At 69.1% G+C, this 15,722-nt stretch carries 14 protein-coding genes; 13 read left to right on the plus strand and 1 reads right to left on the minus strand.

From position 1 onward, the window contains the following. Positions 1–149: 149 nt before the first annotated feature. Both ACWEOO_RS27695 and ACWEOO_RS27700 read left to right on the plus strand, forming a co-directional pair. The gene (locus ACWEOO_RS27695) at positions 150–1,418 is read left to right on the plus strand and encodes an aspartate kinase (protein WP_452145513.1); all 1,269 of its coding nucleotides are present in this window, start codon (positions 150–152) and stop codon (positions 1,416–1,418) included. Then, positions 1,415–2,521: an aspartate-semialdehyde dehydrogenase gene (locus ACWEOO_RS27700; protein ID WP_452145514.1), complete on the plus strand. Its 1,107-nt coding sequence runs from the start codon at positions 1,415–1,417 to the stop codon at positions 2,519–2,521. The genes ACWEOO_RS27695 and ACWEOO_RS27700 overlap by 4 nt, the downstream gene beginning before the upstream one ends. A gap of 61 nt (positions 2,522–2,582) precedes the next feature. On the opposite strand, the gene ACWEOO_RS27705 is transcribed toward ACWEOO_RS27700, so the two are convergent. Beyond that, positions 2,583–3,572 carry a helix-turn-helix domain-containing protein gene (locus ACWEOO_RS27705; protein ID WP_355700992.1) on the minus strand — a complete coding sequence of 330 codons (990 nt, stop codon included), beginning with the start codon at positions 3,570–3,572 and terminating at the stop codon, positions 2,583–2,585. Between the two features lie 1,167 nt (positions 3,573–4,739). On the opposite strand from ACWEOO_RS27705, the gene ACWEOO_RS27710 reads away from it, so the two are divergent. From ACWEOO_RS27710 to ACWEOO_RS27760, 11 genes are all read left to right on the plus strand, one after another. Then, positions 4,740–5,606 (plus strand): ABC transporter permease, encoded by an 867-nt coding sequence (locus ACWEOO_RS27710; protein WP_359941389.1) that lies wholly within the window; start codon positions 4,740–4,742, stop codon positions 5,604–5,606. A 16-nt stretch (positions 5,607–5,622) separates the two neighbouring features. Then, a complete protein-coding gene (locus tag ACWEOO_RS27715) occupies positions 5,623–6,411 on the plus strand; it encodes an ABC transporter ATP-binding protein (protein WP_452145515.1) in 789 nt (262 codons plus the stop codon). Positions 6,412–6,414: 3 nt separating this feature from the next. Further along, positions 6,415–7,509: a glycosyltransferase gene (locus ACWEOO_RS27720; protein WP_359941386.1), complete on the plus strand. Its 1,095-nt coding sequence runs from the start codon at positions 6,415–6,417 to the stop codon at positions 7,507–7,509. After that, complete coding sequence (locus ACWEOO_RS27725) at positions 7,506–8,828, plus strand: glycosyltransferase (RefSeq protein ID WP_452145516.1); 1,323 nt, start codon at positions 7,506–7,508, stop codon at positions 8,826–8,828. The genes ACWEOO_RS27720 and ACWEOO_RS27725 overlap by 4 nt, the downstream gene beginning before the upstream one ends. Continuing rightward, on the plus strand, positions 8,825–9,541 hold the full coding sequence (locus tag ACWEOO_RS27730) for a hypothetical protein (protein ID WP_452145517.1): 717 nt from the start codon (positions 8,825–8,827) through the stop codon (positions 9,539–9,541). The genes ACWEOO_RS27725 and ACWEOO_RS27730 overlap by 4 nt, the downstream gene beginning before the upstream one ends. Positions 9,542–9,552: 11 nt before the next feature. Next, positions 9,553–10,740, plus strand: a complete 1,188-nt coding sequence (locus ACWEOO_RS27735) for a hypothetical protein (protein ID WP_452145518.1) — start codon at positions 9,553–9,555, stop codon at positions 10,738–10,740. Then, on the plus strand, positions 10,737–11,348 hold the full coding sequence (locus tag ACWEOO_RS27740) for an acyltransferase (protein WP_452145519.1): 612 nt from the start codon (positions 10,737–10,739) through the stop codon (positions 11,346–11,348). Before ACWEOO_RS27735 ends, ACWEOO_RS27740 begins: the two co-directional genes overlap by 4 nt. Then, complete coding sequence (locus ACWEOO_RS27745; protein ID WP_359941398.1) at positions 11,345–12,436, plus strand: DegT/DnrJ/EryC1/StrS family aminotransferase; 1,092 nt, start codon at positions 11,345–11,347, stop codon at positions 12,434–12,436. Before ACWEOO_RS27740 ends, ACWEOO_RS27745 begins: the two co-directional genes overlap by 4 nt. 2 nt (positions 12,437–12,438) lie before the next feature. Beyond that, the gene (locus tag ACWEOO_RS27750) at positions 12,439–13,440 is read left to right on the plus strand and encodes a Gfo/Idh/MocA family protein (protein ID WP_131292813.1); all 1,002 of its coding nucleotides are present in this window, start codon (positions 12,439–12,441) and stop codon (positions 13,438–13,440) included. Positions 13,441–13,442: 2 nt separating this feature from the next. Next, a complete protein-coding gene (wecB, locus tag ACWEOO_RS27755) occupies positions 13,443–14,495 on the plus strand; it encodes a non-hydrolyzing UDP-N-acetylglucosamine 2-epimerase (protein WP_452145520.1) in 1,053 nt (350 codons plus the stop codon). 142 nt (positions 14,496–14,637) lie between these two features. Next, positions 14,638–15,702: an acyltransferase family protein gene (locus ACWEOO_RS27760; protein WP_452145521.1), complete on the plus strand. Its 1,065-nt coding sequence runs from the start codon at positions 14,638–14,640 to the stop codon at positions 15,700–15,702. The last annotated feature ends 20 nt before the right edge of the window (positions 15,703–15,722 follow it).

Here is a 15,722-nt window from a genome sequence, read left to right on the forward strand (position 1 = left end):
CCGGCCGGGGTCGCGATCGGCCGGACGGCCGGCCCGGGTGCTGGTCAGCCGGTAGGCAACGGTCAGGTCACGGCTAGAATGAGGCGATCGACTACGCCTGGTGCAACGCCGCACGGCGTACCGCAACCAGTGGTTTGAGGAGAAACACTGTGGGACGCGTCGTACACAAGTACGGCGGTTCTTCGGTCGCCGACGCCGATTGCATCAAGCGCGTGGCCCAACGGATCGTCGCGACGAAGAAGGCCGGGAACGACGTGGTGGTCGTCATCTCAGCGATGGGAGACACCACCGACGAATTGATGGACCTGGCCCAGCAGGTCTCTCCGCTGCCGCCGCCGCGCGAGCTCGACATGCTGCTCACCTCGGGTGAGCGGATCTCGGCCGCGCTGCTGGCGATGGCGATCGCGAACCTGGGCTACGAGGCACGCAGCTTCACCGGCTCGCAGGCCGGCGTGATCACCACGTCCGCGCACGGCAACGCGCGGATCATCGACATCACGCCGGGCCGGATCGAGGAGGCGCTCGGCGAGGGCCACATCGCGATCGTGGCCGGGTTCCAGGGTGTCGCGCAGGACACCAAGGACATCACCACGATGGGCCGCGGCGCCTCCGACACCACCGCGGTCGCGCTGGCCGCCGCGCTGGAGGCCGACTACTGCGAGATCTACACCGACGTGGACGGCATTTTCACCGCGGACCCGCGGATCGTGCCGGCCGCCAAGCAGATCTCGAGGATCTCCTACGAGGAGATGCTCGAGATGGCCGCCTGCGGCGCCAAGGTGCTGCACCTGCGCTGCGTCGAGTACGCGCGCCGTTACAACGTCCCCGTCCATGTGCGTTCCTCCTTCTCGCAGAAGGAAGGCACCTGGGTCGTCGATGCGAAGGAACTGGATCAGATGGAACAGGCGATCATCTCCGGCGTGGCCCACGACCGCGGCGAGGCCAAGATCACGGTGGTCGGCGTGCCCGACAAGCCCGGTGAGGCGGCCCGGATCTTCGAGACGGTCGCCGGCGCCGACACGAACATCGACATGATCGTGCAGAACGTGTCGGCGGTCGCCACGAACCGCACCGACATCTCGTTCACGCTGCCCCGCGCCGACGGCGCCCGGGCGATGTCCGCGCTGGCGCGGATGAAGGACGCGGTGGGCTACGAGCAGTTGCTGTACGACGACCAGATCGGAAAGGTCTCCGTCGTCGGAGTCGGAATGCGCTCGCACCCGGGCGTTTCCGCGAAGTTCTTCTCCGCGCTCGCCGACGCCGGCGTGAACATCGAGATGATCTCCACCTCGGAGATCCGGATCTCGGTGGTCGTGGACGAGAACCTGGTGGACGCCGCCGTGACCGCGGCGCACACCGCATTCGATCTGGACGACGAGCACACCCAGGCTGTCGTGTACGGAGGAACTGGACGGTGACCCCTGTGAGCGCTGTGGAGAACACGATCGACGACCGGACGGGCCTGCCCTCCCTGGCGGTGGTCGGTGCGACCGGCGCCGTCGGGTCGGTGATGCTGACCCTGCTTTCGACCAGGCAGAACGTCTGGGGAGAGATCCGGCTGATCGCCTCCGAGCGCTCCGCGGGCAAACAGCTGGTCGTCCGCGGCGAGGAGGTCGAGGTGGTCGCGATCAGCGAGGCCGCCTTCGACGGGATCGACGTCGCGATGTTCGACGTACCGGACGAGGTGTCGGCGCACTGGGCCCCGATCGCGGCCGCCAAGGGCGCCGTCGTGGTGGACAACTCGGGCGCGTTCCGGATGGACCCGGACGTCCCGCTGGTGGTCCCGGAGGTGAACGCCGAGGCGGCCCGGAACCGGCCGAAGGGCATCATCTCCAACCCGAACTGCACGACGCTGTCGATGATCGTCGCGATGGGCGCGCTGCACCACCGCTACGAGCTCGAGCAGCTCGTGGTGGCGTCGTACCAGGCCGCGTCCGGCGCCGGGCAGTCCGGGATCGACGCGCTGTACGACCAGCTCACCAAGGTGGCAGGCAATCGGGAGCTGGGCAGCACGCCCGGTGACGTCCGGCGGCTGGTCGGCAACGACCTCGGCCCGTTCCCGGCCCCGCTGGCGCTGAACGTCGTGCCGTGGGCCGGATCGCTCAAGGACGACGGCTGGTCGTCGGAGGAGCTGAAGGTCCGCAACGAGTCCCGCAAGATCCTCGGCCTGCCGGACCTGAAGGTGTCCGCGACCTGCGTGCGGGTCCCGGTCGTCACCACGCACTCGCTGTCGGTGCACGCCCGGTTCGTCCAGGAGGTCGACGCCGACGGCGCCCGCGAGGTGCTGCGGGACGCCCCCGGCGTGCTGCTCTTCGACAACCCGGCCGAGGGCGAGTTCCCGACGCCGGCCGATGTCGTCGGCACCGACCCGACCTGGGTCGGGCGGGTCCGCAAGTCGCTCGACGACCCGAACGCGCTGGAGCTGTTCGTGTGCGGCGACAACCTGCGCAAGGGCGCGGCCCTGAACACGGCCCAGATCGCCGAGGTCGTCGCCAAGGAGTTCATCCCGGCGGAAGCCTGACAAGCCTGACCGGAACGCCGAAGGGCCCGCACACCAGCGTGTGTGGGCCCTTCTGCGTTCCTCAGAGCCAGTTCTCGCGGGCGGCGTGGAGGGCCAGCTGGAAGCGGGTGCTGGCGCCTGTGCGGTTCATGAGGCGCTCCAGGTACCGGAAGAACGTGCGGCGGCTGATGCCCAGCGTGCGGGCGATCGTGTCGTCCGCGGCGCCGGTGGCCAGCAGGGCGAGCAGACGGCGCTCGATCGGCTCCAGGCGGTCGTCCTCCGCACCGACCGACGCGTGCAGCGGCAGCGCGTTGCGCCAGCACAGCTCGAACATGCCGATCAGCGCGGTCAGCAGGCTGCTCGGCCGGATGATCAGCAGCGACCGGTTCACGTCGGTGTCGCGCGCCGACATCGACACGAACGCGATCGAGCCGTCGATGATCGTCAGCTTCGCCGGTACGTCGGGCAGCACGCGCGCCTGCTCACCCGCCTCGACGCACGGGAGAATGTTCTCGGTCAGGTAGCCGGGCACCTCGACCGACTCCGGCGAGTACACGACCCGGTACGAGACGCCCCGCTTGAGCTGGTCGATCTCCTCCTGGTTCGGGCCGCCGATGTAGTACGGCGGGGAGTCGATCGCCAGGATCTCGCGCTGGACGCCGCCCTTGATCTGGTGGATCCGCTCGACGATCGCACTGCCGGTGACCACCTCGATCAGGTGCGTCGTCGACTCGTTGTGCACGGTCCGGCGGAACTCGTCGTACGCGTTCAGGACCTCGATCCGGGCCTGCTTGAGCTCGGACTCGCGGCGCAGCGTCATCGCCTCCAGGCCCGCGTCCGGCGGGACCGGCAGGTACCGGGAGTGGTCCGAGCCGGACCGGCGGGCGAGGCCGGCCTGCACGAGTCCGCCGAGGGCGGAGTCGATCGAACGCTCCCGGTCGGGAACCGCGTCGTCCAGCTCGGTGATCGACGACGGGCCGGTCCGCAGCAGATGCTGGTAGACCCTGATCTCGTCGTCGTTGAGCCCGAGCACCCTCAGATGACCGACACGCTCCGTGTCCGCTGCGCTCACAACGCCGCCCTCCCTTCCGACTGCTGTCACCGTCCGCAACCGCCCCTCCAGCGTAGACGGGGCGTTCCAGCGCCGTCGGCACGGTCCGTGTCGACGTGTAAACACGCAGCGATATTTGTTGTCCTGTCAGCATTCTTGTGCCGTGTCACCATCTGGCCACCATTTCCGCGCAGTCGTGAGCGAGAATTGAGGTCCAGCAGCCCGGCGACGGACCACCTGAGCGCCGCCGGGCTGCTGTTCCAATTCTGGCCCGAGTTGGCTGTCTCGTCAGCGGAGCCTGTTTCGGTTGGGTCTCGATCCCGGCGCATCGGTGCCCTCGCACTTCCGTGCCATCACCCGCTGTGCCGGAGGGTGTACAAACTGTGGCATCTCCAATCGTGAGGCCGATGAGGAGGAGTGCCCGATGCGACCGGTTCCGCCGTGTACCGCCGCCCCTCGCGTCGTGGCTGCCGTCCCCGGCGCCCGGGTTTCCCGGCGTGCGCTGTCCTGCTCCGGTCTCCGGTCCGCCCCCACACCTGCTGCGCGCACCTGCCGGCGAACGCAGCACCTGTGGGGACGGACTAATGGTGCGATGACCGCCGCCCTGGTCATCGTGCCGGTCGATCCGGACATGTCCGCATCCGCCCACCGCGGGCACCGGACCGGATCGACGGTGGAACCCCGGGAGGTGCCGACGGGTACTCCGTGGATGGTGAGGCTGTCCATGGGGAGGTCGGACGTGCTGTTGCGTGACACGTCCGCCGCCGGAAGGCACTTCCTGGGGTCTCATCGGTGACTGTCTGTCCTGGTGGGACAGGTCACGCCAACTTGGCGCGGGTGGGTAGCGTCGTACATCGTGAATTGACGGCGATTTGACCAAAGAGGTCCCGCCGAGACCTCTTGCCCGCAAGGCGTTTTGGTCGTCGCTGGCTGTCAAATGTATATTCCGGATAACGATCGGCGAAGGACGACGCAGGTGTTGTGGACGCAGCGGGGTACGACGTTTGGTAGCCGTCCGTACGTCGTTGCTCACTAAGGAGGACCGCTGTGTCGTCGGCGTCCGTGCCGATCCGCTACTCTGCTTCCCGGTCCGCGTGGCACGTCGCCGTACCCCGGGCGGCAACCGCCGAAACCCAGGTGATCGGCCATCGTGGATCCAACTTTCCGGCAGAGAGAGGCATCGCCTGAATGAACGCGACTAGCGTCGACGAGGAGTTCAACCCGTCGGTGCACGTGTACGAACCACACAAGGTCGGACTGCCGGCACTGCGCCCGTACTTCAAGGCGCTGTGGCAGCGGCGGGAGTTCGCGGCGGAGATGTCCCGGACGAACATCCGGGCGGCCAACACGAACACCTTCTTCGGACAGGTGTGGCTGGTCCTGAACCCGCTGCTCCTGGCCGCGGTGTACTACCTGCTGGTCGACATCATCGCCGGCGGCGGTACCAAGGTGGACGCGGCCGAGCGGTTCGCGCACATGTGCGGCGGTCTCTTCGCTTTCTATTACTTCTCCGGTGCGATGACGGCCGGTGCGGCGAGCGTGGTCGGCGGCGGCAAGCTGCTGATGAACATGTCGTTCCCGCGGATGCTGCTGCCGCTGTCGGCGGTCAGGACGGCGTTCTTCCGCTTCCTGCCGACCCTCGCGGTGTACCTGATCATCCACGTCGCGATGCGGCAGCCGCTCAAGTGGCAGATGCTGCTGGCCCCGGCGTTCCTGATCATGCTGACGGTGTTCGCCGCCGGCATGGGCATGATCTTCGCGGCCCTGCAGGTCTACTTCCGCGACACCACCAGCTTCCTGCCGTACTTCGTGCGGATCTGGCTGTACCTGTCGCCGGTGCTGTGGTTCGCCGAGCAGGCCCCGGCGAAGTTCAAGGGCTTCATCCAGTACAACCCGCTCTACTCGCTGATCGGCGGCTGGACCGACCTGCTGGTCCGCGGCGACATCCCGAAGTGGCAGATGTGGGCCGGCGCCGGGTTCTGGGCGATTCTGGCCTTCGTGGTCGGCTCGTTGTTCTTCATGTCGAGGGAGCGTGAGTTCGTTGTCCGTCTCTGAGACCGAGAAGAAGCCCATGCAGAAGACCCCGACGGGCATTCCGGCCGTCAAGGTGCAGGACGTCTCGATCACCTACCGGACCACGTTCGAGCGGGTGCCGACGTTCAAGAGCGCGATCGTCCGGCTCGGCCGCGGCGAGCGCGCGGTGCGCGAGGTCAAGGCCGTCCAGAACGTGTCCTTCGACGTCGACCACGGCACCACGATCGGCATCATCGGCGCGAACGGCGCCGGCAAGTCGACGCTGATGCGGTCGATCGCCGGCATCCTGCCGCCGACGTCGGGCCGGATCGAGGTGCACGGCCGGGTGTCCACGCTGCTGGCCCTAGGCGTCGGCTTCAACGCGGCGCTGTCGGGCCGGGAGAATGTCGTCCTCGGCGGTCTCGCGTCCGGTCTGAGCCGCAAGGAGATCGAGGCGAAGTACGAGGAGATCGCCGACTTCGCCGAGCTCGGCGACTTCATGGAGATGCCGATGCGGACGTACTCGTCCGGCATGTTCAGCCGGCTGGCGTTCTCCGTCGCGGTGCACATGGACCCCGACATCCTGCTGATCGACGAGGCGCTGTCCGCCGGTGACGCGTCGTTCAAGACCAAGGCCGCGGCGAAGATGAGCGAGTTGGTCACCAACAGCCGCACCATGTTCCTGGTCAGTCACGCGATGAGCAGCGTCCGCGAGCTGTGCAACGACTGCATCTGGCTGCACAAGGGCAAGCTGATGATGCGCGGCGAGCCCAACGAGGTCATCCAGGCGTACACGAAGTTCCTGCAGGTCGGCGAAGCAGAAGCTGTCTCACTCGAGGACCTCTGACCAATGTCACGCAGCACCGCGCCGGACGTGGGGATCATCACGACCGGCCACGACGTGGCCGATGCGCGCCTGCACAAGATCACCGCGGCCCTGCAGCACCGCGACCTCACGGTCGAGCTGTGGGGCCTCGGTGATGCCGAGGGCGGACCGGCCGGCGCGGTCGTGCACGCCGGGCCGCGCGGCAACATGGTGCAGCGGCTGGCGCGGACCGCCGTCCTGCCCTGGCGGACCAAGGCCAAGGTGGTGATGACGGTCGACCCGGACATGATCCCGGTCACCCGGCTGGTCACCACGATGCGGCGGCGCAAGTTCGTCGTCGACGTACACGAGGACTACGAGCGGCTGCTCGCCGACCGCGCCTGGGCGCAGGGGCCGGCGGGACTGCCGGCCCGGCTGATCGTCCGCGCCGGGTCGAAGCTGGCCGCGCGCGCCGATCTCACCGTGGTCGCCGACTCGCACCTCGCCCCGCACCAGGCCAAGCACCGCCTGGTGGTGCAGAACCTCCCGGACCACGGCTTCCTGGCCCCGTCCCCGCCGATCGGCACACCGCGCGCGGTGTACGTCGGGGACCTGCGCGCCAGCCGGGGTCTGTTCGACATGGTCGAGACCGTCGCCGCGGCGCCGGACTGGTCTCTCGACCTGGTCGGCCCGGTCGCGCAGGCGGACCGGGACCGGCTCGAATCCCGCATCACGCAGCCGGACCTGGACGGCCGGGTCCGGTTGCACGGGCGCCAGCCGCCTGCCGACGCCTGGCGGATCGCGCACGGCGCCTGGACGGGCCTGGCCATGCTCCAGCCCACCCCGGCGTTCGTGGAAGCGATGCCGTCCAAGATCTACGAGTACCTCGCCAGCGGTCTTCCCGTGCTGTCCACCCGGCTGCCCCGGCAGTCGAAGGTGATCGAGGAGTCCGGTGGCGGAGTACTGGTGGACTCGGTGGCGGAGGCGTCCGAGACCCTGCGGCGCTGGTCCGCGGATCCCGGTGAGCTGGAGAAGCTGCGCGACCACGCGCTGCAGTGGGCGGCCGACCATCTGCCCACGAACACGCCGTACGACGACCTGGCCGACGCGATTCTCAATCTCTTAAGAGGAACTGCATGACCGACCGCCCACACCTGTTGTACGTCGCCTGGGGCTTCCCGCCCTGCCGTGGCGGCGGTGTCTACCGGGCCCTGGCCACGGCCAACCGGTTCGCCGCGCTCGGCTGGAAGGTGACCGTGCTGACGGCCGACCGCGATACGTTCTTCCGCTTCACCGGCGCGGACCTGACCCTCGAGGAGCGGGTCGACCCGTCCGTCGAGGTCGTCCGGGTCCCGTTCGAGTGGCCGATCCTCGAGGCCGATCTGCGCAAGTGGTCCAAGCGCCGGGCGCAGAACCCGAAGCTGTGGAGCAAGTGGCGCACCAAGCAGGACCAGATCCCGTTCCCGGAGAGCGGGTACGGGCCCTGGCGCTCGGTGATCGAGAAGGCCGCCGAGCAGATCCACAAGGCGCACAAGGTCGACCTCACGGTCGCCACCGCGAACCCGCACGTCGCGTTCACCGCGGCGTACCACCTGCACAAGAAGTTCCAGGTGCCGTACGTCATGGACTACCGCGACGCCTGGCTGCTGGACGTCTTCACCGGCGACCGGCTGCACGAGCCGAACAGCCGCGCGGCCAAGTGGGAGAAGAAGCTCGTCGAGTCCGCTCGCGAGGTCTGGTTCGTCAACGACCCGATCAAGGACTGGCACGAGAGGCTCTACCCGGCGCACGCCGGCAAGATGCACACCGTCGCCAACGGCTTCGACCCGGACCTGGTGCCGGACACCCAGGACCGCGGCGCGGTCACCGACCGGCCGCTCGTCTTCGGGTACGTCGGCACGGTGTCGCCGAAGGTGCCGCTGAAGGAGTTCGTCGAGGGCTGGCAGCTCGCCAAGGAGCAGTCCGAGGAGCTGGCCGGCGCGAAGGCGAAGATCCACGGCTACCTCGGGTACTACGCGCAGCCGCGGGCCGACATGCTCGCGACGATCAACAGCGCCGCCGACGCCGGTGTCAGCTACGAGGGCCCGGTCGGCAAGGCCGAGATCGCCAAGGCGTACGACGAGTTCGACGCGCAGCTGCTGATGCTGGGCAAGGGGCGGTACGTGACCAGCGGCAAGGTGTTCGAGTACCTCGCGACCGGGTTGCCGGTGGTGTCGGTGCACGACCCGGAGAACGCGGCGTCCGACGTCCTGCGCGGGCACCCGCTGTGGTTCCCGGTCGCGGACGTGACGCCGGAGGCGATCGCGGCGGCGCTGATCGAGGCGGCGCACGCGGCGCGCACCGCCGACGAGGGGATCCGGGCGAAGGCGCGGGAGTTCGGTGCGTCGTACCGGCGGGACCTGCAGCTGGATCCGCGGATCGAGGCGCTGGCGGCGAGTGTGAAGGGAGTGGCGGCATGAGCAACGTCGTACTGCTGTCGACGCGGCGGCTGCCGCCCACGTACTTCGACCAGGTGCGCGAGGACCTCGGCGACCAGAACATCACCATCGACGTCGTCGGCTGGGTCGCGCCGTCGGCGTGGGTGGCCGACAAGGTCAACACGTTCACGCTGATCGGCCCCGGCCGGATGCCGGCCCAGCCGGCCCCCGAGCCCGAGCCGGCCGCCGAGCCGACCGACGCCGCCCCGGACGCCGTCATCGCGCCGGAAGCAGTCGCAGCCCCCGAGACCGTCGTCGCCGACGAGGCCAAGGTCGCCCCGGCCGCCGCCGAGGTCGCCGCTGCCGGCGCGGCTTCGGCCACGCCTCCGCCTGCTGCGGCGAAGCCGCGGCCTACCGGGGCCAAGCGGGTCGTGAAGGCTGTGGAGTGGCGGGCCCGGAAGGCGCGCAAGGTAGCGGGCAGGATGTTGCCGAAGGCAATCAAGACCTCCGCGCCGGTGAAGTTCCTGAGTGGGAACCGCGCGAACAAGGATCTCGGCAAGACCTACTGGGAGCGGGTGCTCAGCCGTCGCGACGTGCTGACGACCATCGACCAGGCCGACGTCGTGATCGCCCTGGACGCCGGCGCGATCTGGGCCGGCTGGAACCTCGGCCAGCGCAAGGCCGGCACCCCGGTGGTGCTGGGTCTGCCGGCCGCCCGCCGCGAGCTCGACATGATGAAGGCCCCGACTACGTAATGGGTGACACAGTGACGGTGACGCGTGCGATCCGCGAGCACCTGCCGGCGCCGTTGGCCCGGACCGCGGGAGCGGTCCGGCGGCGCCTTCGGGGCCTGCGGTACTCGTACGCGCAGCTGCCGGCCTTCCCGCCGGTAGCGACGACGCCGGTGCGGATGTTGGTCGGACCGACCAACTCCGCCGGTCAGGGGCACGCCTGGTCCCAGGCCGCGAAGACCCTGCCGGACGTCGACGCCGTCTCGTTCGCCCTGCACCGTAAGGGCCAGTTCGCGTTCAAGAGTGACTACGGCGTGCCACTGGCCTGGTTCGGCCAGCCGCGCTGGCAGCGCGCCCAGCAGAAGTACGTCGTCGAGAACTACACGCATGTGATGGTCGAGTCGCTGCGTCCGCTGTTCGGCGCCCGCGGCTTCTCGGACGCCTCCGCCGACATCGAGGCGATGGTCGCGCGCGGCATCAACGTCTCGCTGCTGTTCCACGGCTCCGACATCCGGCTGCCGAGCCGGCACGCGAAGCGCGAGCGCTGGTCGCCGTTCACCCCGGGCGACGAGCTGACCGAGCGACTCGAGCCGCAGGCCCGTCGGCACGCCGAGCTGGTCGCGTCGCTGCAGCTCCCCGTCTTCGTATCCACGGTCGACCTGCTGGACGACGTACCCGACGCCACCTGGCTGCCGGTCGCGATCGACCCGGCGCCCTGGCAGCAGGCCGCGCAGCCGCTGTTCGCGGGCGCGAAGCCGGTCGTCGCGCACGTCCCGTCGAACGCGAAACTCAAGGGCACGCAGGAGATCGACGCCGTGCTCACCCAGCTGCACGAGAGCGGCCGGATCGAGTACCGGCGGATCACCGGCGTACCGCACGAGCGGATGCCGAGCGTCATCGGCGATGCGGACATCGTGGTCGACCAGCTCCGGATCGGCTTGTACGGCGTGGCGGCCGCGGAGGCCCTGGCCGCCGGGCGCATCGTGGTTTCGTACGTCGGTGACGCCGTGCGCCACCGGGTGCGTAGTCTGGCCGGGCGAGAGGTGCCGATCGTGGAGGCGGATCCCGACACCCTGGGTGATGTCGTCTGCGGTCTGATCGCGGATCGTGACGCCGCCGCCGAGCGGGCGGCGGCCGGCCCGGAGTTCGTGGCGGAGTTGCACGACGGACGCCGCTCGGCCGAAGTACTGAGTAGTTGGCTCACCAAGAAGGAGACCCTGTGACGGCCCGCATCGCGCCATCCGCCGACGTCGACGACAGCGCCCAGATCGGCGACGGTTCGTCGGTTTGGCACCTGGCCCAGATCCGCGAGAACGCGGTCCTCGGCGAGAACTGCATCGTCGGCCGCGGCGCCTACGTCGGGACCGGGGTCCGGATGGGCGACAACTGCAAGATCCAGAACTACGCGCTGGTGTACGAGCCCGCGTCCCTCGAGGACGGCGTGTTCATCGGCCCGGCGGTGGTGCTCACCAACGACTACTTCCCGCGCGCGGTGAACCCGGACGGGTCGCCGAAGAGCGGCCACGACTGGGAACCGGTCGGGGTGACGATGAAGGAAGGCTGCTCGCTCGGAGCGCGCAGCGTGTGCGTGGCACCGGTCACCATCGGCCGCTGGGCCACCGTCGCCGCGGGTGCGGTGGTGACCAAGGACGTGCCAGACTTCGCGCTGGTCGCCGGGGTCCCGGCGCGCCGGCTCAAGTGGGTCGGCAAGGCCGGGGTTCCGCTGCTCGACGTCGGGAACGGCGAGTGGAAGTGCCCGAACACGGGCGAGATGTACATCGAAACCGACGGACGGCTGCGGCCGGCCGGAGAAAACCAGGAGGAGAACTGATGGTGCAGCCGATTCCGGCCGCGAAGCCGATCATCGGGAAGGAGGAGCGCGAAGCCGTCGACCGGGTCATGCAGTCCGGGATGCTGGCGCAGGGCCCCGAGGTTGCGGCGTTCGAGCAGGAGTTCGGCGCAGCGCTGGTCTCCGGCCGGGCGTGCGTCGCGACCAACTCGGGCACCTCGGGTCTGCACCTGGGCCTGCTGGCCGCCGGTGTCGGTCCGGGTGACGAGGTCATCGTCCCGTCCTTCACCTTCGCCGCGACCGCGAACAGCGTCGCGCTGACCGGCGCCACCCCGGTGTTCGCCGACATCGAGCCGACGTACTTCTGCCTGGACCCGCAGGCCGTCGAGGCCGCGATCACCGAGAAGACCAAGGCCGTCATGCCGGTGCACCTGTTCGGTCACCCGGCGAACATGACCGCCCTGCAGGAGATCGCGGACAAGCACGGCATCCAGATCTACGAGGACGCCGCGCAGGCCCACGGCGCCACCTGGAACGGCGCGCCGGTCGGTACCTTCGGCGAGTTCGCGATGTTCAGCCTGTACCCGACCAAGAACATGACGTCCGGCGAGGGCGGCATGAACTCGGTCGCGAACGCCGACCTCGAGCGCCGGATGCGGCTGTTCCGCAACCAGGGCATGCTCAAGCAGTACGAGAACGAGGTCGTCGGCCTGAACAACCGGATGACCGACCTGCACGCCGCGATCGGCCGCGTGCAGCTCACCAAGATCGGCGGCTGGACCAAGCAGCGGCAGGAGAACGCGGCCTTCCTGGACGCGAACCTCGCCGGTGTCGGCGTCCCGGCGGTCGCCGCCGAGGCGAGCCACGTGTACCACCAGTACACGATCCGGGTGACCGAGGACCGCGACGGCTTCGCGAACGCGCTGCGGACCGAGTACGGCGTCGGCTGCGGCGTCTACTACCCGATCCCGAACCACCGGCTCCCCTCGTTCCAGCGCGAGCTGGACCTGCCGGAGACCGAGAAGGCCGCGGCCGAGGTGCTCTCGCTGCCGGTCCACCCCTCGCTGTCCGAGGAAGACCTGAACCGGATCGTGGCCGCGGTGAACACCGTGGCGAAGGCGGGTGCATGAGCATGGCGAACCTGCGTGCGGGCCTGATCGGCCTGGGCATGATGGGCCGGCACCACGCCCGGGTGCTGGCGTCCCTCGAGGGCGTCGACCTGGTCGCGGTCGCCGACCCGGGTGGTGACAAGTTCGGCGTCGCCGGCGGTCGTCCGGTGCACGAGAACATCGAGCAGTTGATCGCCGAGAAGATCGACTACTGCATGGTCGCGGTGCCGACGCAGTACCACGCCGAGATCGCGAAGGCGCTGGCCGAGGCCGGCGTGCACGCGATGATCGAGAAGCCGCTGGCCGGTTCCTCGGCCGAGGCAACCGAGATCGCGAAGGCGTTCGAGGCGGCCGGCCTGGTCGGCGCGGTCGGCCACATCGAGCGGTACAACCCGGCGCTGCAGGCGCTGCGGGTGCGGCTGGAGGCCGGCGAGCTGGGCGACATCTACCAGATCACCACCCGCCGCCAGGGCCCGTTCCCGGCCCGGATCGCCGACGTCGGCGTGGTGCTCGACCTGGCCACCCACGACATCGACCTGACCGCGTGGGTGACGCAGTCGCCGTTCGTCACGGTGGCCGCGCAGAGCGCCCACAAGTCCGGCCGGCAGTACGAAGACCTGATCGCGGTGACCGGCAAGCTGGCCAACGGCACCGTCACCAGCCACCTGGTCAACTGGCTGTCCCCGATGAAGGAGCGTCTCACCGTCGTCACCGGTGAGAAGGGCGCGTTCATCGCCGACACCCTGACCGCCGACCTGACCTTCCACGCCAACGGCACCGTGCAGACCGCGTGGGACGACGTCGCGCACTTCCGTGGTGTCAGCGAGGGCGACATGGTCCGGTACGCGATCAGCAAGCCCGAGCCGCTGAAGACCGAGCACGAGCAGTTCCGCGACGCGGTGCTCGGCAAGGAGGCGGACATCGTCACGCTGCAGCAGGGTCTGACCACCGTTCGGGTGGCCGAGGCCGTTCTGCAGTCGGCGACCGAGGACCGGACTGTCGCTGTCGCCGGGGAGACCCTGTAGTCATGAAGGTTCTGAGCGTTGTCGGTGCCCGCCCGCAGTTCGTGAAGCTGGCGCCGGTGGCGGAGGCGTTTGCCGCCACCGAGCACCAGCACGTGATCGTGCACACCGGGCAGCACTACGACAAGAACATGTCGGACGTGTTCTTCGCCGACCTGCGCATCCCGGACCCGGACGTCCACCTGGGCGTCGGGTCCGGCAGCCACGGTGTCCAGACCGGCGCGATGCTGGCCGCGATGGACGCCGTCCTGGACGAGCACAAGCCGGACTGGGTGCTGGTGTACGGCGACACCAACTCGACGCTCGCCGGCGCGCTGTCCGCGGTGAAGATGCACCTGCCGGTCGCGCACCTCGAGGCCGGGCTGCGCTCGTTCAACCGGCTGATGCCGGAGGAGCACAACCGGGTGCTCACCGACCACGCGGCGGACCTGCTGCTGGCCCCGACCCAGGTGGCGATGGACCACCTGGCCACCGAGGGTCTGGCGGGCAAGTCGCGGCTCGTCGGCGACGTCATGACGGACGTGTGCTTCCGGGTCCGCGACGCGGTCAAGGACAACGAGCTCGGCGGGCCGTTCAAGCGCGGCGAGTACGTCGTCTCGACGATCCACCGGGCCGAGAACACCGACGACCCGGAGCGGCTGGCCGCGATCGTCGACGGTCTCGCCGCGACCGGTACGCCGGTGCTGCTGCTCGCCCACCCGCGCCTGGTCGCAAAGTGCGCCGAGCACGGCATCAAGCTCGAGCGCCCGGACGGTTCGCTGCACGTCCGCGAGCCGCTGGCCTACCCCGAGATGGTCCAGGCCGTGCTCGGTTCGGCCGGTGTGGTGACCGACTCCGGGGGCCTGCAGAAGGAGGCCTTCCTGCTCGGCCGGGTGTGCACCACGCTGCGCACCGAGACCGAGTGGGTCGAGACGCTGGACGACGGATGGAACGTGTTGACATCCGACGTGAGTAAGCTGCCCCAGTTGGCCGCCCGGCCGGCGCCCACGGGGGATCGCCCGATGCCGTACGGCGACGGTCACGCTGCAGAGCGTGTCGTCTCTACTCTCGCGGAGTAACTACATGACGAAGGCCGCCGAAGAGAACCAGACACCGACCCAGGATCTGCCTGGGTCGGCCGATGTGGGGACCCCACCTCCCGGCGCGCCTGTCAGTACCTTCCCGGGGGAGGCCGCACCGCCGGCCGCCCCCAGTGGGAGGTTGCCACGAGTCGAGTCGCTCACCGGTCTGCGCTGGTGGGCGGCCTTCTTCGTGTTCTGCCACCACATGACCCAGCTGGCGCCGCTGCCGGTCTGGAAATTCCTGAAGTACGGTACGTCCGGCGTCACGTTCTTCTTCGTGCTGTCCGGGTTCGTGCTCACCTGGTCGTCACGGCCGGGCACGAAGATCAGCACGTTCTACCGGCGCCGCTTCGCGCGGATCTTCCCGCTGTACTTCCTCACGCTGGTCGCGGCGATCTTCGTCTTCTACCGGTTCGAGCCGCCGGCTGGGATGTCCTGGATCAAGCCGGTCTCGGTGACCGTGCTGGTGCTGTCCGGGCTCCTGCTGCAGGGCTGGTCGAACAACCCGACCGTCCTGTACGGCGGGAACCCGGCCGGCTGGACGCTGTCGGTGGAGGCGTTCTTCTACGCGTACTTCCCGTTCGTCTGGCGGGCCACGCAGAAGCTGAAGACCGTCGGCGGCCTGATCCTGTGCGTCGCGGTGATCGTCGCCGGCGGCGCCTACCGGCTGGCGCTGTTCCACTACAAGGACGACGTGCCGGTGCTGCCGCAGCCGGTCCTGCACTCGGTGGCGTTTCTGTTCGGCATCGGTCTGGCGATCGCGCTGCGCTCCGGCTGGAAGCCGCGGATCCCGGTGTGGTTCGCGTTCCTGGTCACCGGCGGCGGCCTGTACCTGCTCTATTACTCCGGTTTGCACCCGGCAAAGGTCCCGGGCGCGATCACCATGGGCCTGTGCCAGAAGGAGATCCTCACCTTCCTGTACGGCTTCCTGATCCTGGCGGTCGCCGCCCGCGACATGCGCGGCGGCCGGTCGCTGCTGCGCAGCAAGCCGCTGGTCAAGCTCGGCCAGTGGTCGTACGCGTTCTACCTGGTGCACGCCACGATCATGTATGCGATCAAGGAGTACCACGGGATCGCCGGCCCGATCGGCTGGTCCAACCTGACCTGGTACGCCGGTGTCTGTGCCCTCTCGATCTTCGCCTCGGCGCTGCTCTACGAGCTCGTGGAGCACCCGCTGGAACGGAAGCTCCGAGGCCCCCGATGAAGAATCACAACCTAGTGGAG

The organism is Kribbella sp. NPDC004138, from assembly GCF_053603655.1.

Bases quoted from the DNA above. Each gene is read 5' to 3' on its own strand.
- ACWEOO_RS27725 (WP_452145516.1), top strand. From the start codon at position 7,506: ATGACCGACCGCCCACACCTGTTGTACGTCGCCTGGGGCTTCCCGCCC.
- ACWEOO_RS27750 (WP_131292813.1), top strand. From the start codon at position 12,439: ATGGCGAACCTGCGTGCGGGCCTGATCGGCCTGGGCATGATGGGCCGG.
- ACWEOO_RS27730 (WP_452145517.1), top strand. From the start codon at position 8,825: ATGAGCAACGTCGTACTGCTGTCGACGCGGCGGCTGCCGCCCACGTAC.
- wecB (WP_452145520.1), top strand. From the start codon at position 13,443: ATGAAGGTTCTGAGCGTTGTCGGTGCCCGCCCGCAGTTCGTGAAGCTG.
- ACWEOO_RS27710 (WP_359941389.1), top strand. From the start codon at position 4,740: ATGAACGCGACTAGCGTCGACGAGGAGTTCAACCCGTCGGTGCACGTG.
- ACWEOO_RS27720 (WP_359941386.1), top strand. From the start codon at position 6,415: ATGTCACGCAGCACCGCGCCGGACGTGGGGATCATCACGACCGGCCAC.
- ACWEOO_RS27715 (WP_452145515.1), top strand. From the start codon at position 5,623: ATGCAGAAGACCCCGACGGGCATTCCGGCCGTCAAGGTGCAGGACGTC.